Origin of the sequence: Feifania hominis (assembly GCF_014384765.1) — a bacterium.
GTDB lineage: Bacteria > Bacillota > Clostridia > Oscillospirales > Feifaniaceae > Feifania > Feifania hominis.
The window spans coordinates 376,292-396,900 of sequence record NZ_JACRSP010000002.1; the positions used below are offsets into that span (position 1 = coordinate 376,292).

At 58.3% G+C, this 20,609-nt stretch carries 22 protein-coding genes; 11 read left to right on the forward strand and 11 right to left on the reverse strand.

Features of this window, described 5'->3' with window-relative positions; genetic code table 11:
- Window positions 1-37 precede the first annotated feature (37 nt).
- From H8695_RS05260 to H8695_RS05270, 3 genes are all read right to left on the reverse strand, one after another.
- Entirely contained in the window at window positions 38-373 is a 336-nt protein-coding gene (locus H8695_RS05260; protein WP_249299852.1) for a hypothetical protein, read from the reverse strand.
- Window positions 374-491: 118 nt separating this feature from the next.
- Complete coding sequence (dhaL, locus tag H8695_RS05265) at window positions 492-1,121, reverse strand: dihydroxyacetone kinase subunit DhaL (protein WP_249299853.1); 630 nt, start codon at window positions 1,119-1,121, stop codon at window positions 492-494.
- Between the two features lie 12 nt (window positions 1,122-1,133).
- Window positions 1,134-2,135 carry a dihydroxyacetone kinase subunit DhaK gene (locus H8695_RS05270; RefSeq protein ID WP_249300270.1) on the reverse strand — a complete coding sequence of 334 codons (1,002 nt, stop codon included), beginning with the start codon at window positions 2,133-2,135 and terminating at the stop codon, window positions 1,134-1,136.
- 166 nt (window positions 2,136-2,301) lie between these two features.
- Between H8695_RS05270 and H8695_RS05275 the strand changes: the two genes are divergently transcribed.
- Together H8695_RS05275 and H8695_RS05280 are read left to right on the forward strand one after the other, a co-directional pair.
- On the forward strand, window positions 2,302-2,979 hold the full coding sequence (locus tag H8695_RS05275; RefSeq protein WP_249299854.1) for a DUF4867 family protein: 678 nt from the start codon (window positions 2,302-2,304) through the stop codon (window positions 2,977-2,979).
- Window positions 2,980-3,106: 127 nt separating this feature from the next.
- The gene (locus H8695_RS05280) at window positions 3,107-3,943 is read left to right on the forward strand and encodes a DegV family protein (protein ID WP_249299855.1); all 837 of its coding nucleotides are present in this window, start codon (window positions 3,107-3,109) and stop codon (window positions 3,941-3,943) included.
- Window positions 3,944-3,988: 45 nt separating this feature from the next.
- Here H8695_RS05280 and H8695_RS05285 read toward each other — a convergent pair whose 3' ends face one another.
- From H8695_RS05285 to H8695_RS05295, 3 genes are all read right to left on the reverse strand, one after another.
- On the reverse strand, window positions 3,989-4,369 hold the full coding sequence (locus tag H8695_RS05285) for a hypothetical protein (RefSeq protein ID WP_249299856.1): 381 nt from the start codon (window positions 4,367-4,369) through the stop codon (window positions 3,989-3,991).
- 133 nt (window positions 4,370-4,502) lie between these two features.
- On the reverse strand, window positions 4,503-5,645 hold the full coding sequence (locus tag H8695_RS05290) for a DHHW family protein (RefSeq protein ID WP_249299857.1): 1,143 nt from the start codon (window positions 5,643-5,645) through the stop codon (window positions 4,503-4,505).
- 12 nt (window positions 5,646-5,657) lie between these two features.
- Window positions 5,658-7,055: an MBOAT family O-acyltransferase gene (locus H8695_RS05295; protein ID WP_249299858.1), complete on the reverse strand. Its 1,398-nt coding sequence runs from the start codon at window positions 7,053-7,055 to the stop codon at window positions 5,658-5,660.
- Window positions 7,056-7,382: 327 nt separating this feature from the next.
- Between H8695_RS05295 and sdaAB the strand changes: the two genes are divergently transcribed.
- The 7 genes from sdaAB (at window position 7,383) to typA (ending at window position 14,208) form a co-directional block, all read left to right on the forward strand.
- Complete coding sequence (gene sdaAB, locus H8695_RS05300; protein ID WP_249299859.1) at window positions 7,383-8,051, forward strand: L-serine ammonia-lyase, iron-sulfur-dependent subunit beta; 669 nt, start codon at window positions 7,383-7,385, stop codon at window positions 8,049-8,051.
- A gap of 7 nt (window positions 8,052-8,058) precedes the next feature.
- Entirely contained in the window at window positions 8,059-8,946 is an 888-nt protein-coding gene (gene sdaAA / locus H8695_RS05305; protein WP_249299860.1) for an L-serine ammonia-lyase, iron-sulfur-dependent, subunit alpha, read from the forward strand.
- 111 nt (window positions 8,947-9,057) lie between these two features.
- Complete coding sequence (sigV, locus tag H8695_RS05310; RefSeq protein WP_249299861.1) at window positions 9,058-9,573, forward strand: RNA polymerase sigma factor SigV; 516 nt, start codon at window positions 9,058-9,060, stop codon at window positions 9,571-9,573.
- A complete protein-coding gene (locus H8695_RS05315) occupies window positions 9,570-10,409 on the forward strand; it encodes a DUF3298 and DUF4163 domain-containing protein (RefSeq protein ID WP_249299862.1) in 840 nt (279 codons plus the stop codon). The genes sigV and H8695_RS05315 overlap by 4 nt, the downstream gene beginning before the upstream one ends.
- 176 nt (window positions 10,410-10,585) lie before the next feature.
- Window positions 10,586-11,701 carry a polysaccharide deacetylase family protein gene (locus H8695_RS05320; RefSeq protein ID WP_249299863.1) on the forward strand — a complete coding sequence of 372 codons (1,116 nt, stop codon included), beginning with the start codon at window positions 10,586-10,588 and terminating at the stop codon, window positions 11,699-11,701.
- Between the two features lie 230 nt (window positions 11,702-11,931).
- Window positions 11,932-12,264 carry a rhodanese-like domain-containing protein gene (locus tag H8695_RS05325; protein ID WP_249299864.1) on the forward strand — a complete coding sequence of 111 codons (333 nt, stop codon included), beginning with the start codon at window positions 11,932-11,934 and terminating at the stop codon, window positions 12,262-12,264.
- A 129-nt stretch (window positions 12,265-12,393) separates the two neighbouring features.
- Window positions 12,394-14,208 carry a translational GTPase TypA gene (gene typA, locus H8695_RS05330; RefSeq protein ID WP_249299865.1) on the forward strand — a complete coding sequence of 605 codons (1,815 nt, stop codon included), beginning with the start codon at window positions 12,394-12,396 and terminating at the stop codon, window positions 14,206-14,208.
- 37 nt (window positions 14,209-14,245) lie between these two features.
- Here the strand turns inward: typA and H8695_RS05335 are convergent, their stop codons facing one another.
- Window positions 14,246-14,809, reverse strand: a complete 564-nt coding sequence (locus H8695_RS05335) for a DUF1836 domain-containing protein (protein WP_249299866.1) — start codon at window positions 14,807-14,809, stop codon at window positions 14,246-14,248.
- Between the two features lie 161 nt (window positions 14,810-14,970).
- On the opposite strand from H8695_RS05335, the gene trhA reads away from it, so the two are divergent.
- Together trhA and H8695_RS05345 are read left to right on the forward strand one after the other, a co-directional pair.
- Window positions 14,971-15,624 carry a PAQR family membrane homeostasis protein TrhA gene (gene trhA, locus H8695_RS05340; protein ID WP_249299867.1) on the forward strand — a complete coding sequence of 218 codons (654 nt, stop codon included), beginning with the start codon at window positions 14,971-14,973 and terminating at the stop codon, window positions 15,622-15,624.
- Window positions 15,625-15,681: 57 nt separating this feature from the next.
- Entirely contained in the window at window positions 15,682-15,975 is a 294-nt protein-coding gene (locus tag H8695_RS05345; protein ID WP_249299868.1) for a Dabb family protein, read from the forward strand.
- A gap of 42 nt (window positions 15,976-16,017) precedes the next feature.
- Here the strand turns inward: H8695_RS05345 and H8695_RS05350 are convergent, their stop codons facing one another.
- The 4 genes from H8695_RS05350 to H8695_RS05365 are packed head-to-tail and all read right to left on the reverse strand — an operon-like array spanning window position 16,018 to window position 20,602.
- On the reverse strand, window positions 16,018-17,493 hold the full coding sequence (locus H8695_RS05350; RefSeq protein ID WP_249299869.1) for an FGGY-family carbohydrate kinase: 1,476 nt from the start codon (window positions 17,491-17,493) through the stop codon (window positions 16,018-16,020).
- Between the two features lie 12 nt (window positions 17,494-17,505).
- Entirely contained in the window at window positions 17,506-18,603 is a 1,098-nt protein-coding gene (locus H8695_RS05355; RefSeq protein WP_249299870.1) for a M42 family metallopeptidase, read from the reverse strand.
- 4 nt (window positions 18,604-18,607) lie between these two features.
- Window positions 18,608-19,606, reverse strand: a complete 999-nt coding sequence (locus H8695_RS05360; RefSeq protein ID WP_249299871.1) for an ABC transporter permease — start codon at window positions 19,604-19,606, stop codon at window positions 18,608-18,610.
- A 12-nt stretch (window positions 19,607-19,618) separates the two neighbouring features.
- Window positions 19,619-20,602, reverse strand: a complete 984-nt coding sequence (locus H8695_RS05365) for an ABC transporter permease (RefSeq protein ID WP_249299872.1) — start codon at window positions 20,600-20,602, stop codon at window positions 19,619-19,621.
- Window positions 20,603-20,609: the final 7 nt, after the last annotated feature.

Below are 20,609 nucleotides of genomic sequence, written 5' to 3' on the forward strand. Positions count from 1 at the left end.
GGAAACCCGCCTCGGCGGATTTCCCCTCTCTTTTTTTCTACCTCTCCAGAGAGCGCTGGCGCCGGATGATCTCGCCGCGGATTCTGCCGAGCAGATAGCTCTCATTGAAGCGCACGTCGACATCCTCCGGGCGGAGCTGTTTGGCGCACTGGTTGTAGTAGTAGGCCTTTTCAAAATCGCCTAGCTTGTCGCAGCAGCAGCACAGGCTCATACACAGCGCAAAGCGCCGGCGGGGGTCCTGTGTCTGCTCAAGGCCGCTCTTCATGCGGGCATAGGCGCTTTCCAGCTGGTCACGGGTGAGGTCGGGCGGCGGGCCGTCCGGATCCTCAAAGGGACAGCGCAGGCCCTGCGGCTCGCTGTTTGTCATTGTCATCACCACGTTTCTCACATTTGGGTGCCCTCTTCTATTCTATGCGCTCCGGCAGCTTTCGCCCATACTTCCACACAAAAAGGCGGCCCGTCAGGGCCGCCCTCTCAAAACTGCATTTCCGTCAGGCGAAAAAGGCCTCCACGGCCTCGGCCACACACAGTGCCGCTGTGGCACCGGGGTCCTGCTTGCCGATGTTCTGCTCGCCGTACCAGGCGGCGCGGCCGAATTTCGGCTTCATCTGCTTTGTCTGCTCCACGCCCTCGGCGGCCGCCCGGCGGCCCGCCGAAGCAAATTCGCCTGCTGTGGCCTGCTCACCGAGCGCTCCCATTGCCTCGGCCGCGGGAATCATGGCGTCGAGAATGGTCTTGTCGCCCTGCTCGGCCTTGCCGCGCTTTTTGATGCCCTCAACCGCCGCCTGTACCATGCCCGGTAGATCGGCGGGAACAAGCGCGGTCTTTCCTTTAACGGACTTTCCGGCCGCCATGACGGCGGAGGCCATCAGTGTGCCCATCGTCGACGGGACTTTCTCCGCCATGGCCATGCCGGCAGCCATGAGCAGTTTTCCCAGATCCTGCTCCGCGCTCGCCGCCATGCTGTCGCTGACGGCGGTAAAGCCGTGCGCCATGGTCAGCCCCAGATCGCCGTCGCCCGCCACCGAGTCGAGCTCACAGAGCAGATCCCGGCTCGCCGCCATCTTGTCCCGAATCGCGCCGAACAGCGCGATCACATCGTCTCTGCTGATTGTCTGCATTGTATGCCCCTCCTATTTCTGCACGAAGAACGGCGTCTCAGCCGGCGCATCGAGAAGCGCCTTGAGCTCGTCATCGAGCTTCATCAGCGTGATGGACATGCCCGCCATCTCCATGGAGGTCGCAAATTCGCCGATGTAGGGCCGATGGACGCGGATGCCCTTCTCTTTCAATACCATGTTGACCTTGCGGTAGATGATGTAGAGCTCCTCGAGGGGCGTCCCCCCGAGGCCGTTGACGAGCACCGCCACCTCGTCGCCGCTCTCATAGGGCACATCCGGCAGCAGTTTGTCCATGATCTCCTCGACGATCTCGTCGGCGCTTTTCATCTTCTCGCGCCGGATGCCGGGCTCGCCGTGGATGCCCATTCCGATCTCCATCTCGTCGTCGCCGATGGTGAAGCCGGGTTTTCCCTTCTCCGGGATGATGCAGGGCGACAGGCCCACGCCGACCGTCCGCACACCTGCGAGGGCACGCTCGGTGACGGCTTTGACCTCATCGAGACTTCTGATCTCGTTGGCAGCCGCCCCTGCAATCTTGTAGGCAAAGAACATGCCCGCAATACCGCGGCGCTTGTCCTCGGAGCCCTTGGGCGCCGAGAGGACGTCGTCGGCCACGATGACCTGCTGCACCTCGATGTCGTCCATATCGGCCATCTCGGCGGCCATGTCAAAGTTCATGATGTCGCCGCCGTAGTTGCCGTAGATGTACAGCACGCCCGCGCCGTTGTCGATGGCCTTTGTGATCGAGAGCATCTGATTTGCGCTCGGCGAGGCGAACACATTGCCCACCGAGCAGCCGTCGATCATGCCGTCGCCGACATACCCCAAAAAGACGGGCAGATGGCCCGACCCGCCGCCGGTGGTAATGGCCACCCGGCCCGGCCGCTTTCCCTTTTCTGTTATGATACAGCGCAGATCACCGCCCGCCGTGGTGAGCATATCAGGATGGGCAGCGAGGATTCCCTCAAGCATCTCGTCGACAAAATTCTCCGGAGCGTTCATCATTTTTTTCATAATCATGTTCTCGCATCCTTTCCCTGTTTACTGTCTTAAAAGGTCTGATTCATTTTATCACAATAGCACAAAAACATGCAATCAAAACCGCCTGTTTTACTGCACTTTTCTTTTTTACCCGACTGTGCTATACTATAGAAATCAAACAGCTGGGAGGCAACGCAAATTGGATCAGTTTCAGAGAATTCAGCAGCTCAACCCCGACCTGACCATCAACCACATCAAAAGCACCGCCTTTGCCAAATACGGCCGGGTCTACGAAGAGGAGTTTGACACCTCGGTCTATCTTGATTTTCTGGCGAAAAAGGTGACGCTGCCGAAGAATACCCCGACCTCCTTTTTCCCCAACGCGAAGAAGATGACCAAGTGCCCCGCCTCAGTGGATATCGCGCGCTACGTCTTCGGCGGCCTCAACATCCAGGTGGGCTACAGCGCGTCGCTCAACTCGCGTGTCAACCAGCTGGAGTACCATAAGACCAGCGAAGTCTCCGTGGGGCTCAACGACCACATTCTCTTTCTCGGCGACCCCGCAAGGCTCTTCAACAACCGCTTCGACACGGGCGACCTTGAAATCTTCTACGTGCCGGCCGATACGCTCTATGAGCTCTATCCCCGCGTGCTGCACAGCATGCCCTGCAAGGTGAGTGCCGAGGGGTGCCGCAACGCCGTAATCAACCTTGATACCGCCTACCACGCGCCCTCTTTCAAGGGCACCTACACCGCCGAGTCAAAGATTCTGATTCTGGTCAACACCTGGCTGATTGCCCACCGTCAGACGCCGGGCGCCGCCGAGGCCGGTATCCCGCTGAGTCTCGACGGGGAGAACATCGAAATTCGCTACTGATGCCGTCAGAGCGCCGCCACAGGCGGCGCTCTTATACTCTTCACGAAATGTTCAGAGAATTCGCGTTGACTGGTTCCCCAGAATATGGTATCGTTAAGAAACACCATCAGTAAAAGAGGTATGCGCTATGGATTATCAGATTATCGGCGACAGCTGCTGCGATCTCTCCGAGCAGATGCAGCAGGAGCTCGGCGCCCAACTCGTTCCGCTCAAAATCACCGTGGAGGACCGCTCCTTTGTCGACGACGAGAATCTCAACACCAGAGAGCTGATCGCCGCCATGAAGCAGAGCCACCGCCCCGCACGGACCTCGTGCCCGTCGCCGAGTGACTTTCTCGCCCGCTTTAAGAAGTCGAGCGCCGACTTTATTGTCACGCTCTCCTCGAAGCTCAGCGGCACATACAACAGCGCGCGAAACGCCGTTGAGATGATACGGGCCGAATACCCGGATAAGATCGCCCATGTCTTTGATTCCAAGAGCGCCTGCGCGGGCGAAGTCCTCGTTGCGATGAAGCTCAGAGAGTACATCAATCAGAACTTCGACCCCCAGAAGATCATCGAAAAGGTCGAGCAGTTCATCGACAATATGAAGACCTTTTTCGTGCTGGAGAGCCTTGACAATCTCGTCAAAAACGGCCGCATCAGCAAGGTGACCGGAACGCTTGCGAGCATCATGTCTCTGCGCCCCATCATGGGGGCGGACGGCCACGGCGAAATCGCCCTGTTTGAGCGGGTTCGCGGCACGCAGAAAGCCCTGTCGCGGCTCGTCGATATGATCGGCGAGCAGTGTTCGAACATCAGCGAGCGCATTCTGGTGATTGCCCACTGCAACAACCCGGCCCGTGCGCAGGACTTTCGCCGCCAGGTGGAGGCAAAGTATGATTTCAGGCAGATTCAGGTGGTCGAAACCAGAGGTCTCTCCACGGTCTATGCCAACGACGGCGGAATCGTCATCGCCTTTTAGTTCACATGAAAAAAGCACCCGCACTCGAGGGTGCTTTTTATTTGCCTAGATGAGCCGGTAGACCAGTCCGGCGTCGGTGCTCCCGCTCACCGGCTCGCCGTCCGCGCCGCACAGCATGCAGCTGACCCGCCCGATGCGCAGCTCCCGCAGCGGCGCCTGTTCGCTGCGGTAGTGGAATTCGACTGTGTAGCTGCCCCCTCTGCCGCGAATATCGGTCTGCGTGAGCAGAGCCTGTCTGCCGTCGGCGCTGAGCTCAATTTCAGCGCCCGCCGGGCCGAGCCTGATATCCTTTCGGCTGATGCGCACAGCGGCCAGCAGCTCTATCCGCGTCCCTCTGAGCGTGAGGCTGCAAAGAGTGACGGCAACCCCCTCAGCCAGAGAAATTTTCTCATCAAGTTTTGTCAAATCAATACTGGAGCTCTCCATGGCAACCCCTCAAGAATGGTCAATTTGTTTCGCTGTCCACCATTTCTGGGTAGACATCTTTTCTTATTATACCATTCTTTCTAGATATTACCATAGAAAAAAGCAGATGGGAAATTTTCCCATCTGCTTTCTTTCAGTCCTTTGGCACCATGTGCAGCGGATTGAGCACAAGCTCACCAAACGTCTTCATGCTGTAGAGCGCCGCGATGTCGTCAATGCCATTGTCCTCAATATAGTCATAGACGCCGGTCGCGTAGTAGCGCAGGTCCATCATGTGAACCTCGGAATAGTTCGCCGCGAGATAGGGCAGCAGAACATGGGCATAGCTGTCCTTGATGAGAAGCAGCTTTCGGCCGTTGCCCTGCTCATTGTGCGTGACGACAAGCGCATGGTTGCCTCCCTCGTAGACCGTGTACTGGTCCTTTTCCTCCAGACGCTCACGCCAGAAGAGAGAGTCTCTCTCGGTGCCGTCGTCCACCACAGTCATGGGAATTTCCGGGTTGTCGGTTTTGACATTGAGCACAATGCTGTCCGGTTCGACATGCTTATAGCCCGAGGTGGAGTAGAGCGTGCCGCGAAATTCCTCACTGACGAGTTCAAAGGTGAAATCCTCCCGGCCAAAGGGCTCGATGCCAAGCAGCTCACAGAGCTTCACATAGCCGACATAGGCCCCCTGTTCGTTCCAGTGGTGGTCGGTGCGATAGTAGTACTGCCGCGCGCCGTCACTGAGCTCACCGAAGAGATCGCCGAGCTTCACGTCGTCCGACAGCTTCTGCCGGATAGTCTCGAGCGTAATGCTCTGGTCGTACTGCGGCGCAAAGGGCGGCTGAAGCTGCGGCAGCATCTGGGCCGCCGACGGCACAGGGATAAAGGCGACCTTTTTGCCGGTAGTCGCAGCGAGGAGATTGAGGCCCTCGATGTTTTTTTCAATGATCCCCTGGTCCGGCTCTTTGAGCGACTCGAAGAGAAAGCCCTCTCTGCCGAAGTACACGCCGTTGTTGTCGGTCTTCATCGACAGGCGCTGCAGATCCGCTTTCACACCGATAAAGAAATCGCGGCTTGGAAACTGGTCGGCGAGATAGCTCTCAAAGTCCTCGGCGAAGTCGCCGTCATAGAGCCGGCGCAGAGTGAATTTCGGCAACTGCTGGAGATTTCGGTTCTCCTCAGGCGAGAATGTGGCGTCCGGTGTCAGAACGTGAAACACAATGCCAAACAGGAGCATTGCCCCGAGTGCCACGGCCATGATGATCCGTTCGAGCGGAATTTTGTGATTCATGGTTGATCCTCCTTAGAAGCGGAAATACAAAAACGGGTTATACGTCGCATCCACAAGATACGATAGGCTGCAGAAGAGCGCCGCGGCGTAGAGCAGCCCGAGCGCGCAGCGCCCGGCGGTGCCGGCCGCACGCAGCCGCTCCATGAGTTTTGACGCAAGCGGCGTCGCGCAGATGCCGAAGAGCACCAGAAGCGGCAGATAGTTGACAAGGCTGTACAGACCCGACCGGTCGACCAGCGGTGCGCCGCCGAACATGGCCCCGAGATAGCCGCCGATTTTGCCGAGGTTCTCAAAGCTGAAGATCACCCAGCTGACCCCGATGAGAAACAGTGTGTAGAGATGGCGCAAAAAACCGGGCAGGCGTTCGAGCAGTTTTCCCAAAAAGAGCCTCTCCACTATGATGATGACGCCGAAGTAGGCGCCCCAGAGCACAAAGTTCCAGCTCGCGCCGTGCCACAGACCCGTGCAGAGCCAGACAATGGCCATGTTGCGAAGCGTCTTTGCCATTCCCTTTCGGTTTCCTCCAAGGGGAATGTAGACATACTCCCGAAACCAGGTTCCGAGTGTGATGTGCCAGCGGCGCCAGAATTCCGAAATGGATTTTGAGACATAGGGGTGGTCAAAATTCTCCGGAAAGTCAAAGCCGAACATGTGTCCAAGGCCGATTGCCATATCCGAGTAGCCGGAGAAGTCAAAGTAAATCTGAAACGCGAACGCGAACACACCGAGCCAGGCCGACAGCACCGACCAGCTCGAGGCGGCATAGACAGTATCCCAGAGCATGCCGACGTTGTTTGCAATGAGCACTTTCTTGAACAGACCCCTCAGAAAGCGCTCCACGCCGAGCAGAAACTGCGGCAAATTCTCCCGCCGGAACGTGAGCTTCTCGGCCACATCCTGGTAGCGGACAATGGGTCCCGCAATGAGCTGCGGAAACATGGCCACATAGGCTCCGAACGAGATGATGTTGCGCTGAACCGGCGCGTCGCCGCGGTAGACGTCAATGGTGTAGGACATGGTCTGAAACGTGTAAAACGAGATGCCGATGGGCAGCGGCAGATTCATCTGCGCAAGCGAGAGGCCAAATGCGGCGTTGAGCGTTCCAATGAGAAAGTCGGCGTATTTGAAAAAGCCGAGCAGCCCCAGATTGATGATGGCCGAAGAAGCCACAACCAGCTTTGCCAGGGTGCGCTTTCCCCGGTCGAGCGCCCGTCTGACGAGCAGACCGTGCACATAGTCCACCAGCGTGGAAAAGAGCATGAGTACGACGTAGACCGGCTCACCCCATGCGTAAAACACCAGGCTGAACACAAACAGAATGAAATTGCGCCCTCCTCGCGGGCACAGGTAATAGGCCGCCAGCACCAGCGGCAAAAAGCAGAACAGAAACAGAAGACTTGAAAAGACCATGTATCCCTCTCCTCAGGTATTGTGGCTCTGTGGCGATATAGAGTCAGTATATCACAGTGTTTTGTTTTCTTACACAGGCACGTTGCCTTTGGACGCAGCGCACAAAAAAAGGTTCCATCTTTCGGCAGCCTCGACAGCCGCCTTGTCCTTGATGTTGCATGTCCGTCATGTTAAAATTAATTTATCTGTCGAAACAGGCAGGAAGAGGGAGTCCGGCTGAATGCCGCACAACCTGCAGGCCCGCTTTGTCGGCACCCCGTCCGCTCCCACTGTGGGAGACGATTCTGATTATGGAGAGAGCCTACCGCCAGGAGGCCGGTTACCACTATGAGCAATGCACAGAGTGTCTTCAACATCATCGGGCCGGTGATGATCGGTCCATCCAGTTCCCACACCGCCGGCGCGGCGAGACTTGGAAAAATCGCGCGCGCCTTTCTCGGCTCAACGCCGCGCAGCGCCCGCATGGAGCTTCACGGCTCTTTCTGGCACACCCACGAGGGCCATGGAACTGACCTTGCCATTGTCGCAGGACTGCTCGGTTTTGACACCGACGACGAGCGCATCAAGCGCTCCTTTTCCATTGCCGCCGAACAGGGGCTGCACTTCTCTTTCGAGCCCGCCGACCTCGGCGACGTGCACCCAAATAGCGTGCGCTTTCATCTGCGCTCCGATGCGGATTCCATTGAGCTGACCGGCGCGTCGGTGGGCGGCGGCAACATTCTCGTCACCGAGGTCATGGGCTTTGAGACCAAGCTGACCGGCCGGAGCAACGCCCTGTTCACCATCCACGAAGACCGCCCCGGCGTCATCGCCTCGGTCGCACAGGTGGTCGCCCGCCATCGGATCAACATTGCATTTATGCGCGTCTCCCGACAGGATGAGGGAACTCTCGCCTGTATGATTCTCGAGAGCGACAGCGCCCTGCCGCCTCAGGCCGTACAGGAGATCGCGGCGCTCCCCCCCATCCGTGCGGCGCGTGTCATTGAGAAAGTGTAGGTGTGAAATGAAAGAGATTTCTCTTTGCGATATGGCTGCCCGCGCCGAGGCGCTTGGCATCTCTCTGGGAGAACTCGCGCTGCGCGACGAGGCGCAGCGCTCGGGCACCGACGCCGAACAGGTTCTCGAACAGATGACAGAGACCTGGGGCGTCATGCGCGAATCGGTTCGCGCCGGCCTTGAAAAGCCGCGCCGTTCACGCGGCGGCATGATCGGCGGCGAGGGCATTCTTCTGAAGACCTACCTTGGCCAGTCGCACAGCTACTGCGGGGAATCTGTGCTGGGCGCGGTGAGTGCTGCGCTCGCCGTCTCCTGCCAGAACGCCGCTATGGGCAAGATTGTCGCCGCTCCCACCGCCGGCGCGTCCGGCATCCTGCCGGGAGTTCTCACCATGATCGCCGAGCGCGATGGCAAGTCCGAGCGTGAGATCGCGCTCGCACTCTTCACCGCGGCGGCCGTGGGACTTGTCATCTCGGCAAACGCGAGCCTGTCGGGCGCGGCGGGCGGCTGTCAGGCCGAGTGCGGTTCCGGCGCCGCAATGGCCGCGGCCGCGGCCGTGGAGCTCGCCGGCGGCACCCCGCGGCAGGCCTGCCACGCGGTCGCCATGACTCTGAAAAACCAGATGGGCCTTGTCTGCGACCCGGTCGCAGGGCTCGTCGAGGTTCCCTGCGCCAAGAGAAACGCGGCCGGCGCGGCGTTGGCGCTCGTCTCGGCGGATATGGCGCTTGCGGGAATTGAGAGCGTCATTCCCGCCGACGAAGTCATCGTTGCCATGGGCAAGGTGGGCAGGGCTCTGCCGGAGAGTCTTCGCGAAACCTCCAAGGGTGGACTTGCCGCCACGCCAACCGGCCGGCAAATTGCGGACAGGCTGGGCGGAAATCTGTCAAAACTCTGAGAAAATTGGCGGCAAAGTGGGGCTGCCGCCCAAAAAACGCTCCCATTTCAAACAAATCGTATCATCGTATCGTCAAATAGGTGATTGCGGTGGGACAGAAAGGATTTCAACATGGCAAATCCCGCCTTTGAAACGCAAGAGGAGCTGCTGTGCTACCTCTATCAATATAAAGATGATTTTTATCGTCTTGCCTACGGCTATGTAAAAAACGAACAGGACGCGCTCGATGTGGTCTCCGACTCGCTGTACAAGGCGTCAAGCTACTTTCATACACTGCAGAACAAGAGCTATGCCAAGACCTGGTTTTACCGCATTGTCGTCAATACGTCGATCGATTTTCTCCGGCGCCGCAAGCGCTCAAATGTCGTCGACGAGGACATTGCCTCACTGCCCTACCACGACCCTGATTCCGTGGAGCTGGTCGATCTGCGAAACGGCATCGACCGGCTGGCGCCGAAGTTCAAAACGGTAATCATTCTGCGCTTTTTCGAGGACCTCAAACTCGAGGAAATTGCGCAGATTCAGCAGTGCAGCATCAACACTGTCAAATCCCGTCTCTACGCGGCACTTCGCAAGCTGAAACTCGATCTGACGGAGGACACTATGCAGGAGAACGGATCAAAATGAACCGAATGCAACGCCTGAAAGAAGAATACCGCTCCATCCGCGCCCCCGAGCGTCTGACAGAGGTCTTTGACGCCGCACGGGAGTGTGCGGCGTCATCCCCGTCGCGGGGATGGCACTTCGTGCGCTGGGCGGCCGCGGCCGTGTGCTGTCTGTTTCTCTGCTTTACGGTGGCGCTCAACCTCTTTCCCTCCTTTGCGGCGGCCCTCGACCAAAATGGAGCGTTTACGCCGCTGGTTCAGATTCTGACAATCTCCAAAACCAATATTGAAGAGGAAAGCAAGGGGGCAACCGTCGTGCAGGGCAGTGTGACCGGCCTTGCGGACGAGGCGCTCTCCGATCAGCTCAACAGCGAACTCGCCGGTATTTCAGACGGCGCCATCGAACAGGTGCAAACACTGCTCGCGGACGAGGCACCGCTGTTTGTAAACAGCACCTATGAGACCAAGTTTTCAAGTGACCGAATGCTCTCTTTTCTGGTCTATGTCGACTCCTCGAGCGCCTCGACGGAAAATCAGGTCTACTGCTACAACATTGACCTTGAGAAAAACGAAGTGCTCACGCTCAGCGATCTTCTCGCCGAGCAGCAGCCCGACTATATTGATACCATCAGCGCAGAAATCCGCGAGGAAATTCTCACCTCCCCCGAGTCGGATTTCTTCTACGATGAGAACGGCGCGCTGCTCTTTGAGACCATCGAGGCAGATCAGAGCTACTACATCAATACGGATGAGCAGCTTGTCATCGTATTCGACCAGTTTGCAATCGCTCCCGGTTCCATGGGAACACCCGAGTTCATCGTGGACAGTGTCAGTGTTGCCCCTCTTTTGGAACCATAGGTAAGCATAAAGAAAAAGCCGAATGACTTCGGCTTTTTTTAAACCTTTCTCCTGCGAATTTTGTCTAAAAGAATAGTGAAAAAACACTGTTTTTATGCTAGACTGTACTTGGGAAGTACAAACGTCAATGTGAGGTATTGCAAATGTCCCTGCGCTATATCAGTGTAACGAAAATATTGGTTGTAACTCTGCTCGTGTTTGCTCTTGCTGTCGGGTCGGTTGTGGGGCTGCGCTTTCTGCACAGCAACGCTCTCGCCCTCGAACCCGAGCAGCCTCAGCAGGACGGCCGCATGGTGGAGCAGCTCGATGGCACGCTCTACCGATACATCGATGAACAGAGCGGCTATCTGATCAATCTTTCCTATCCCGTGCTCGGTGTGGAGGAGGTTGACAGCGTAATCAGCCGTCGGGTCTTTGACACGATAAATTCTTTTGTCTCCTACGCGGCGGAAAATCCTCCGAAAGGAGATCAGACCCGCCCGGTTCTCACTCTGTCGCACTCCATGCACGAGGATGACTATGTCGTCTACTTTGACTTCACCACTCAGCTCACCCGCACCGGCAGCACAGACATTGAGGAGGGGCATTTCACCCTTGTCTTTCCGCCGTCTCTCGTCCATCCCGAACCCGAACCCGAGCCGGAACCTGAGCCGCAGCCGGAGAAGACCTGGCCCGACCCGTCAAAGCCGATGGTTGCCCTCACCTTTGACGACGGACCGAACGCTACATACACCGCCGCGATCCTCGACGCCCTCAAGGAGTATGGCGGCCACGCAACTTTCTTCGTCGTGGGGACCCGGCTCGGCGGCGAAAAGAATCAGGCAGTGCTCAGGCGCATCGTGGACGAGGGCAGTGAAATCGGCAATCATACCCAGAGCCACAAGAACCTCGCCAAGTCATCTGTGGATACGATTCGCGATCAGATTCAATACGTCAATGACAGAGTGACCGAGATCACAGGTGTCACACCGACGTGGCTGCGCCCGCCCTATGGGGCAAAGAACTCGCAGCTCAGCCAGGTCGCAGGTATGCCCTTTGCCATGTGGTCGATTGACACGCTCGACTGGAAGACCAAAGATGCCGACAAGACCTATTCCACCACCATGAACAGCGTCAAAGACGGCAGCATTGTCCTCATGCACGACATCCACAAGACGACCATTCCCGCCGCCGTCAAGCTCATACGCGACTTGAACGCAAAGGGATACCAGCTTGTCACCGTCAGCGAGCTCTACGAGGCGCGCGGCATTGACCCGGTTGACGGCAAGTCCTATTTCAGCGCCTACAAGTAATGCGGCTAGCCGGATGTAAAATTTCGTTGTCGCGTGCAGATCCACTGTTTTCCAAGCGCACCCCATATGGGGTGCGCTTTTCCCTTTGTATGGGCAGCAGCCGTTTTCCCACCGAGCGCCGCCTGTCAAAACTTTACCGCCGATGGGCAACTGCCGGACGCTGCGCATAGAATAGAGGGGGCCGGTGCAGGACTGCGGCCCTCTGCTCACATTTTTGAAAGGACAATTTTATGGATATCACAAAAGGCTTTTCTCCCACGCGGCAGTACACCTCCATCACACCGCGCGAGGTCCATGAGCTCATGGCAACGGGTTGTGACTGTACACTGCTCGATGTGCGAACGCCCGACGAATATGAGCAGTATCACATCGCGGGCAGCGTCTCGCTGCCCGACTACGAGCTCATCGCCGGCAACATTCCGCTCAAAAAGACCTCCCCGGTCGTCGTCTACTGTCAGAGCGGCGCGCGAAGCTACACCGCCTGCCTGAGGCTTCTGCGGCTCGGCTTCTGTAAAGTTTACGACATGGGCGCCATCACCCGGTGGCCCTACGGCTTTGAATAGATAAAATGCGTCTCATATCGCACAAAGCGACAGTTGTTTTTTAAAAAGCGTATACAAGACAGCGAAAATCCTTTATAATGGTGTGTGGCCTATTTGGCAGGAACTCGAAAACAAAGGAGATTGACCATTTTGATCAGAGAAGATTTGCGCAACATCGCAATCATCGCACACGTCGACCACGGCAAGACTACGCTGGTTGACGAGATGCTCAAGCAGGGGGGCGCTTTCCGCGAACACCAGGTCGTGGAGGAGCGCGTCATGGACAGCAACGATCTTGAGCGCGAGCGCGGCATCACCATACTCGCCAAAAATACCGCCGCCTCCTACAACGGCGTCAAGATCAACATTGTCGACACTCCCGGCCACGCCGATTTCGGCGGCGAGGTGGAGCGCGTGCTCAAAATGGTCAACGGCGTGCTGCTACTTGTCGATGCCTTTGAGGGTCCCATGCCCCAGACGCGCTTTGTTCTCTCAAAGGCGCTCGAACTCGGGCATCGCATCATCATCGTCGTCAACAAAATCGACAAGGACGGCGCGCGCCCCTACGAGGTGGGCGAGGAAGTCCTCGAGCTTCTGCTCGATCTCGATGCGAGCGAGGAACAGCTCGACAGTCCGGTTGTCTTCTGCTCAGGGCGCGACGGCACCGCCTCCCTCTCCCCCGACATCAAGGGCACCGACCTCGATCCCCTGTTCAAATCCATCCTCGATTACATTCCGGCGCCCGAGGGCGACCCCGACGCGCCGTTTCAGATGCTGGTCTCCTCCATCGACTACAACGAGTATGTCGGGCGCATAGCCATCGGGCGCATCGAGCGCGGTACGGTGCGCCAGAATCAGGAGGTCACCATCGTTCAGTACCACGATCACAACAAGACCTATAAGGGCAAGGTGACCAATCTCTATCAGATTGAGGGGCTCGACCGCCGGCCGGTCTCCACAGCTTCCATCGGCGATATCGTCTGCATCTCCGGCCTTGAGGAAATCACCATCGGCGACACCATCTGCTCGCCGGAGGATGCGACGCCCCTGCCCTTTGTCAAGATCTCCGAGCCCACCGTCGAGATGACTTTCTCGGTCAACGACAGCCCCTTTGCGGGACGCGAGGGCAAATTTGTCACCAGCCGCCATCTGCGCGACCGGCTCTTCCGCGAGCTGCTCAAGGACGTATCGCTGCGCGTCAGCGAGACCGATTCCACCGACAGTTTCCGCGTGTGCGGGCGCGGCGAGATGCACCTGTCCATTCTCATTGAGACCATGCGCCGCGAGGGCTATGAATTTCAGGTCAGCACACCGAAAGTCCTCTTCAAGGAGATCGACGGCGTCAAATGTGAGCCAATCGAACGCCTTGTCATCGACGTACCGGAGGACTGTGTCGGCTCCGTCATGGAGAAGATGGGCAACCGCAAGGGCGAGCTCATTGAGATGCACCCGCAGGGAAGCCGCATGAAACTTGAATTTCTCATCCCCTCGCGCGGGCTCTTCGGCTATCGCAGCGAGTTTATGACCGACACCAAGGGCGAGGGCATCATGAACACCATCTTCGACAGCTACCAGCCCTACAAGGGCGATATTGTGCAGCGCGCCTACGGGTCGCTGATCGCCTTTGAGTCGGGCGAGTCGATCACCTACGGCCTCTACAACGCCCAGGAGCGCGGCACCCTCTTCATCGGCGCCGGCGTTCCGGTCTACGAGGGCATGGTCGTCGGCATGTCCCCGAAATCGGAGGATATTGCGCTGAACGTCTGCAAGAAAAAGCAGCTGACCAACACCCGCGCCAGCGGCTCGGACGATGCGCTTCGTCTCATTCCGCCGAAGATCATGAGCCTTGAGCAGTGCCTTGAATTCATCACGGACGACGAGCTGCTCGAGGTCACGCCAAAGAGCCTTAGAATCCGCAAGCGGATTTTAAACAACGCCCTTCGCATGAAAGCAAAGAGCAAATAGATCAAAAGAGGCGCGCCGTCCGGCGCGCCTCTTTTGATCACTGTTCCTCACCCGTGCAAAGACCCGACGCAATCCGCCTGAGCGCGGCCGACAGGCTGCAAAGCTCCAGTATGAGCGCGCCGCGCGCCTGCTGCTCCGGCAGCCCGCTCACCCGGTGCGCCATCTGCTCGACGAGCTGCTGCGTCTCGTCGCGCGAGGCTGCCTTGTGCTCAAGGTAGGTGTTGTACATGCTGGAAAGCTCTTCCCTGCGGTCGTTTTTCTCATAGCCGCCCTCGCCATACAGCTCCTGCATGAACTGCTTGATCTCGCCGATCGAGAGCGTCTGCTTGAGATTGTAAATCACGAGCATCTGCAAAATCTGTTCGCGGGTGTACTTCTTGCCCCGAATCGGCTTGATCAGACCGTCTTTGCTGTAGTTGTTGATCATGGTCTTGGTGAGCACTCTGCCGTCCGCGGCGGGGGCTCGCCTTATTTTTTCGTCAAAAAGGGTGATGATCTGATCCATATAGAGGTCGAGATTGGGAATATCCTCCACTCTCATGTCTTCATCTGACAGAACGCTGCTCACAATTTGGTCCAGCGCCTCGTTTGAAATTGCCATGTTTCGCCCTCCAAATCCGCTACAATAAAGCTTGTCCCCATCAGTCTAACCGATTCTCTTCTAAAAATCAAGAAAATGTCTTTTCTTTTATTGCAAGTTGTGATAAAATAATCATATAATATAGTAATAAAAACTACATTTAGTTGTGAGGTCACTTTATCATGAAACAATTCTGGAATGGCGCGCGGGAGCCGCTGAGTTTTCAAACCCACTTTGTCGGCGCCTTTGTCTGTCTGCTGGGCACCATACTGCTGATTGCAAAGTCCCTGCGCGCCGTGCCCTACTCGCTGCTCAACACTGTGTCGGTGACTATTTTCGGCATCTCCATGATCGCGCTCTACTCGGCGAGTGCCGCGCACCACTACTGCAACGGCAGCGACCGGACAAAGCTCATCTTTCGCAAGCTCGACCACTCGATGATCTATGTTCTCATTGCCGGCACCTACACGCCTTTCTGTCTGAGTCTTCTGCCCCACCCCAAGGGAATCTACTTCACCATCTATGTCTGGGCCTTTGCCCTGATCGGCATCATCGTCAAATGCTGCTGGTTCAACGCGCCGCGATGGCTCTACACGTCGATTTATATCATCATGGGGTGGACGGCGCTGCTCGATCTGCCCGCCTTTTCCAGGATCAATCCCACCGCATTTTTCCTGGTTTTGCTCGGCGGGGTTATCTACACGGTCGGAGGGGTCATGTACGCCCTCAAAAAGCCTAATTTTTTCGCCAAATTTGGGTTTCACGAGCTCTTTCATGTGTTGATTATTCTGGCGACTCTGTGCCACTTTTTTGCCGTCTATTACTTCGTCGCTTGACAGCCACGCGCCCCTGCGATACCATAGCTACATCAACAGAATAAAGGAGCGTTACCCATGGTTCGTCACATTGTCTTCTGGAACATCAAAGCGGATGCCGAGGGAGGCCGTGAGCACTGCTGCAAGCTCATCAAGCAAAAGCTCGAGGCTCTTGTCGGCGTCGTGCCCGGTCTCTTGAAGCTCGAGGTCGGCATCAACTACAACCCTGCCGGCCACGACCTGTGTCTGCTGTCGGAGCTTACGGACAGAGAGGCACTCGACGGCTATCAGAATCATCCCGCCCACCTCGAGGCCGCCGGCTATGTACGAAGCGTCACCGAGGGCCGCGCAGTCTGTGACTGTGAGTTTTAATCCAAAGAGAAAAGCGCGCCGCAAAAGCGGCGCGCTTTTTTTCTATTCTCCGTGAACCCAGCCGCGAATTGCCCGGTAGAGCGAGCGGTACCGCTCGGCGAGCGCAAGGTAGCGCGTGTGGTTCTGCGCATTTGGCTGCACGGTTTTCTGCGTGCGCACCATCGCTGCCGCCGCCTGCGGCAGCGTGTCGTACATCCCCGCGGCCCGCGCGGCACAGATGCCGCACCCGAGCGCGACTGAGTAGTCGCAGGTGACGAGAAACGGCACGCCCGAGACATCCGCGTGAATCTGCAAAAAGATGTCCGATCGCGTCGTTCCGCCCGAGATGCACACGGCGTTGAGCGGAAAGCCCTTTTCGGTGAACGCCCGCAGCAGATCGTCCGTGCCGTAGGCCACGCCCTCCATCACGGCGCGGAAGACCGCCTCGCGCGGCGTGTTCATGGACAGGCCGTAAATCAGCCCGCGCACATCGGGATCGTTGTGCGGCACACGGTTGCCCTGCCAGTAGTCGAGAACGGTCAGTCCTCCGCTGCCCGGCGGCACCTGCGCCGCAAGCCGGTCCAACTCGCGGAAAGCGTCGTCGCCGAGGTCGCGGCAGAATTCACGCTTGAACCAGCGCAGAATCGAGCCGGTCGAGACCTGGCCGCGAAAGCTGGTGTAGTACCCATCAACGAGAAAGTCGGGCCCGAGGTTGATCTCGTCTCCCCGGCCGAACATGGGCTCCTGCGTGACAGCCATCGCGAGGTTGGAGGAGCCCGTCATCAGCGCGACCGGTCCCGGCGCCGCAACACCCATACCGAGCATGCCGATGGAGGAGTCGATCCCCCCCTGCACCACCATCACATCTGTGTCGAGACCGAGCTCCTGCGCGGCCTCGGGCGAGAGCATACCGACTCTCTCACCTGCGCTCACCGCCCGGGAGGGCAGTTTCGGCAGAACTGCTCCCAGTCCCACTGTCCGGTAGAAGTCCCGCTCAAAATCGCCTTTTCTCTTGTTGTAGCCCCAGTTGCAGGCTGTGTTCACCGAGAAACACCACTCGCCCGTCAGGCGGTGGTTGAGATAGTCCTGGTACTCGCACAGGACGTCGGCCCTCTCACAGAGCTCCGGCCGGTTTCGCAGCAGCCACAGCGCCTTGCATACGAAGAGCTCGGCCGAGAGCGTCTGGCCCGTGAGTGCCTCGATGTCGGCCGCCTCTTTCGAGGCGCGCACATCCATCCAGAGGATGGCGTCGTCGAGCGCCTCGCCGGACTTGGCACAGGCGAGCACGGTGCAGCTCGTCGTCGCGGCGCAGAGCGCCGCGATGCGCTGCGGTGCGACAGCCGCCTGCTCCATTGCCGCGCGCACACCACTGCAGACTGCCTGCCACCAGTCGTCCGGGCGCTGCTGCGCCCAGCCGCTGGCCGGGTACTGCGTCTCATAGGGCGCGTCGCCGTGGCCGAGCACCTGCCCGTGCGCGTCAAAGACATAGGCGCGCACACCGCCGGTGCCGCCGTCGATTCCAATGACCAAATCCCGCATTCTGCTCACCTCTCAGTAGCGCTTTGTCTGAAAGCTGCTGTCGAGCGAGTCGACAAAGGCGCACAGCAGCCGCCCGGTCTGCTCGTGGTCGCTCAGCGACAGGCACTCGAGCATCGAGTGGCTGTACCGGTCGGGCGTACCCATGTCGAGACAGGGAATTCCCTTTTCCTCAAGCTGGATGTAAGCCGTGTCGGACAGAGCGCCGCGCCCCGCGCTTCGCTGCAGGGAAATTCCCTCGGCGGCCGCGCACTCCTTCATGCGGTTGAACATGCCCCGGTGGGCCACACAGCCGTTGAGCGTGCCCTTACCATGGAAGTTGAACAGGGTGATGCCCGGCCCGCCGCCGAGGCGGACGTTGTTGATTCCCCGCTGGTCGGGGGTATCGCCTGCGCCCGGGCCGAGCAGACAGATGGCCATATTGGTTTTGACCGAGCGCGCCGCGATCATGGCGCCGCGGGCGTTGAACTCCTCCCAGACCGTGCCGACGAGATGTACCGTCGCTTTCGGCCGGTTCTCCCGGAGGTGACGCGCCACTTCAAGAAGCGTCACAAGCCCCGAGGCGTCGTCGAGATAGCTTCCGGCGACGCGGTCCGTGCCGATCTCCATAAAGCGGGGGGCGTAGACCACCGGGCAGCCGACGTGCACGCCGAGCGCGTGGGTCTGCTCCCGGCTCTCGGTGCCGATGTCAATGAACATGTTTGACAGCGAGTCGGCGCGCTCTTTCTCCTGCGCGCTCTGCACATGGTAGGCCTTGGCCGCGATGATGCCGTCGACATAGCCGCCGTCCTCTGTGCCCACGCGCACCGCGGTGGCAGAGACGGCTTTTTCGGGCACGCCGCCCATGCGGTCGACCTTGATAAAGCCTCCCTCGTCAATCGAGGTGATGATGAAGCCGATGGTGTCCATGTGCGCGAAGATCATCAGCGCCGGCGCATCGGGCTCACTGCCGTCAAAGGTGCCGATGACATTGCCGATCTCGTCAATTTCCGCCCGGTCGGCGAGCTTGCCGAGATCCTCACAGAAGCGGTAACCCATCTCTCCCTCATAGCCCGACAGGCGCGGGATGGCCATATACTCGCGAAGCAGCTCTTTTCGTTCGTTTCGATCCATTCCATTATCCCTCTTTCACAGGTTTCTTCTTGGGCCGGCGCCGCGCGCCGACGGTGTTGAGCACCATGATGCCGACCAGCAGCGCGCCCCAGGTCAGATCTTTCCAGACCGAGTCGATGCGCAGAATGTTAAAGCCGCTCGACACGAACTGAAGCGTGATGATCGACAGCAGAATGCCGCTTGCGCGCCCGCCGCCGCCCGAGGGGTTGATTCCGCCGAGCACTGCGACCAGCAGCGCCTGAAGCCCGTAGGAGGAACCGAAGTCCGCGCGCGCGGTGTTGACACGGCTGACCATAATGATACCAGCCACGGAGGAGACGATCCCGCTGACCAGATAGGTCGAAAAGACCACCTTGGTGTTATTGATCGCCGAGTAGAACGAGGCGGTCGGGTTGGTGCCGTAGACACAGAGCTTATAGCCGAGCTTTGTGCGATTGAGGAAAAAGGCGAGCACGCCGATTGCGATGACAAAGAGAATCAGCGGAACCGGAACACCGAGCACCTCGCCGTTTCCGATGGCCAGAAAAGCGCCGGAAAAGCCGGTCACCGCCGTGCCCTTTGTGAGAATGATGCCCGCACCGGTGAAGAGGTTCATGGTTCCGAGCGTCGCGAGCATGGGAACGATGCCCACCCGCGCAACAAGCGTCGCGTTGATCAGGCCGCAGACGACGCCCATCGCCAGCGCGGCGAGAATGGCAAGCAGCACAACGCCGACCGAGGCCTCGCTTCCGCCATTTTGCTTCATGATCAGAGCAGCCGCAATACCCGAGAGCATTGCAGTGCCGGTGACCGACAGATCAATGCCGCCGCTCATCATCACGAGCGCCGCCGCAATGGAGAGAAAGCCGAGCTCCGGGAACTGAAGCGACATGGATTTGAAATTCGCCACCGACAAAAAGAGCTCCGGCTCGAGAATACACATAACGGCCGTCACAACGAGAAAAATGGCGAAGAGCCGCGTCAGATGGCGGTCCTTTGAGGCAAGCTGTTTTATTTTCTGCATACTCTCATCCCCCTACGCTTTCCTGCTCTTTTTGTATCGGTAGATCTGAACTGTCGTACCGAGGATGATGATCAGCCCCACCACCGCTTTCTGCCAGAAAGTCGGTACTCTGAGCATGACGAGGCTGTTGTTGATCAGCGTGATGAGCAACACGCCGAGCACAGTCCCCGTGACGTTGCCGTAGCCGCCGCCCGCCCGCGGGCCGCCGAGTACGACCGCCGCAATGACGTTGAGCTCGCCGCCGACCAGATCAAAGGGGTTCGACATGCGCTGGAACGAAGCGTGGGTGATGCCGCCGATTCCGGCCAGAGCGCCGGCGTAGGCGTACACAAACATGAGTACCGCCGCGCTGCGAAAACCGATGCGCTCGGTCGATGCGGGGCTGCCGCCAATGCAGTAGATGCTGCGCCCGAGCGTCGTCTTCGAGAGCAAAAACCAGGTCACGAGCACAATGCCCGCCAGCAGCAGCACCCCAACGTGCAGATTCGCCTTGCCGAGCGGCGTTTCAATCGAGAGAAGATTGCTCTTGGAAAACGCGGTCATGGCGTCGGGAATGTTGTTGTTCTGCTTGCTTCCGATGATGGCAAGGCAGAAGCCCTTGATCGCGTAGCTCGTACCGAGTGTGACAATGAAAGCGGGCAGCCGGAATTTCGCCACAAAGACGGAGTTGAAGAGCCCCAGCAGAATGCCGATGGCAACGCCGCACGCGAACAGAAGCAGCATGGGCGCCTCCGGCCAGTTCACACCAAACAGCCCCACAACGGAGTGCATGGCGAACACCGCAATGGCCATAAATGAGAGGTCAAGTCCGCCCGATACCATGACGACCAGACTTCCCATGGCAAAAATTCCGATTTCAATCATACTTCTCAGAATGTCAAACACATTTACAATGGAGAAGAAAGCCGGGTTGACAATTCCGAAGATGACACAGATTGCGGCGATGATGCAAAACAGGAAGAACTCGTTGGACTTTACCATTTTCTTAATTCGCATCTCATCA

Bases quoted from the DNA above. Each gene is read 5' to 3' on its own strand.
- H8695_RS05360 (WP_249299871.1), bottom strand. From the start codon at position 19,606: ATGCAGAAAATAAAACAGCTTGCCTCAAAGGACCGCCATCTGACGCGG.
- H8695_RS05350 (WP_249299869.1), bottom strand. From the start codon at position 17,493: ATGCGGGATTTGGTCATTGGAATCGACGGCGGCACCGGCGGTGTGCGC.
- sigV (WP_249299861.1), top strand. From the start codon at position 9,058: ATGGCAAATCCCGCCTTTGAAACGCAAGAGGAGCTGCTGTGCTACCTC.
- H8695_RS05355 (WP_249299870.1), bottom strand. From the start codon at position 18,603: ATGGATCGAAACGAACGAAAAGAGCTGCTTCGCGAGTATATGGCCATC.
- sdaAA (WP_249299860.1), top strand. From the start codon at position 8,059: ATGAAAGAGATTTCTCTTTGCGATATGGCTGCCCGCGCCGAGGCGCTT.
- H8695_RS05290 (WP_249299857.1), bottom strand. From the start codon at position 5,645: ATGAATCACAAAATTCCGCTCGAACGGATCATCATGGCCGTGGCACTC.
- H8695_RS05280 (WP_249299855.1), top strand. From the start codon at position 3,107: ATGGATTATCAGATTATCGGCGACAGCTGCTGCGATCTCTCCGAGCAG.
- H8695_RS05260 (WP_249299852.1), bottom strand. From the start codon at position 373: ATGACAATGACAAACAGCGAGCCGCAGGGCCTGCGCTGTCCCTTTGAG.
- H8695_RS05335 (WP_249299866.1), bottom strand. From the start codon at position 14,809: ATGGCAATTTCAAACGAGGCGCTGGACCAAATTGTGAGCAGCGTTCTG.
- H8695_RS05285 (WP_249299856.1), bottom strand. From the start codon at position 4,369: ATGGAGAGCTCCAGTATTGATTTGACAAAACTTGATGAGAAAATTTCT.
- H8695_RS05365 (WP_249299872.1), bottom strand. From the start codon at position 20,602: ATGCGAATTAAGAAAATGGTAAAGTCCAACGAGTTCTTCCTGTTTTGC.
- H8695_RS05295 (WP_249299858.1), bottom strand. From the start codon at position 7,055: ATGGTCTTTTCAAGTCTTCTGTTTCTGTTCTGCTTTTTGCCGCTGGTG.
- dhaL (WP_249299853.1), bottom strand. From the start codon at position 1,121: ATGCAGACAATCAGCAGAGACGATGTGATCGCGCTGTTCGGCGCGATT.
- H8695_RS05270 (WP_249300270.1), bottom strand. From the start codon at position 2,135: ATGAAAAAAATGATGAACGCTCCGGAGAATTTTGTCGACGAGATGCTT.
- trhA (WP_249299867.1), top strand. From the start codon at position 14,971: ATGAAACAATTCTGGAATGGCGCGCGGGAGCCGCTGAGTTTTCAAACC.
- H8695_RS05345 (WP_249299868.1), top strand. From the start codon at position 15,682: ATGGTTCGTCACATTGTCTTCTGGAACATCAAAGCGGATGCCGAGGGA.
- sdaAB (WP_249299859.1), top strand. From the start codon at position 7,383: ATGAGCAATGCACAGAGTGTCTTCAACATCATCGGGCCGGTGATGATC.
- H8695_RS05315 (WP_249299862.1), top strand. From the start codon at position 9,570: ATGAACCGAATGCAACGCCTGAAAGAAGAATACCGCTCCATCCGCGCC.
- H8695_RS05325 (WP_249299864.1), top strand. From the start codon at position 11,932: ATGGATATCACAAAAGGCTTTTCTCCCACGCGGCAGTACACCTCCATC.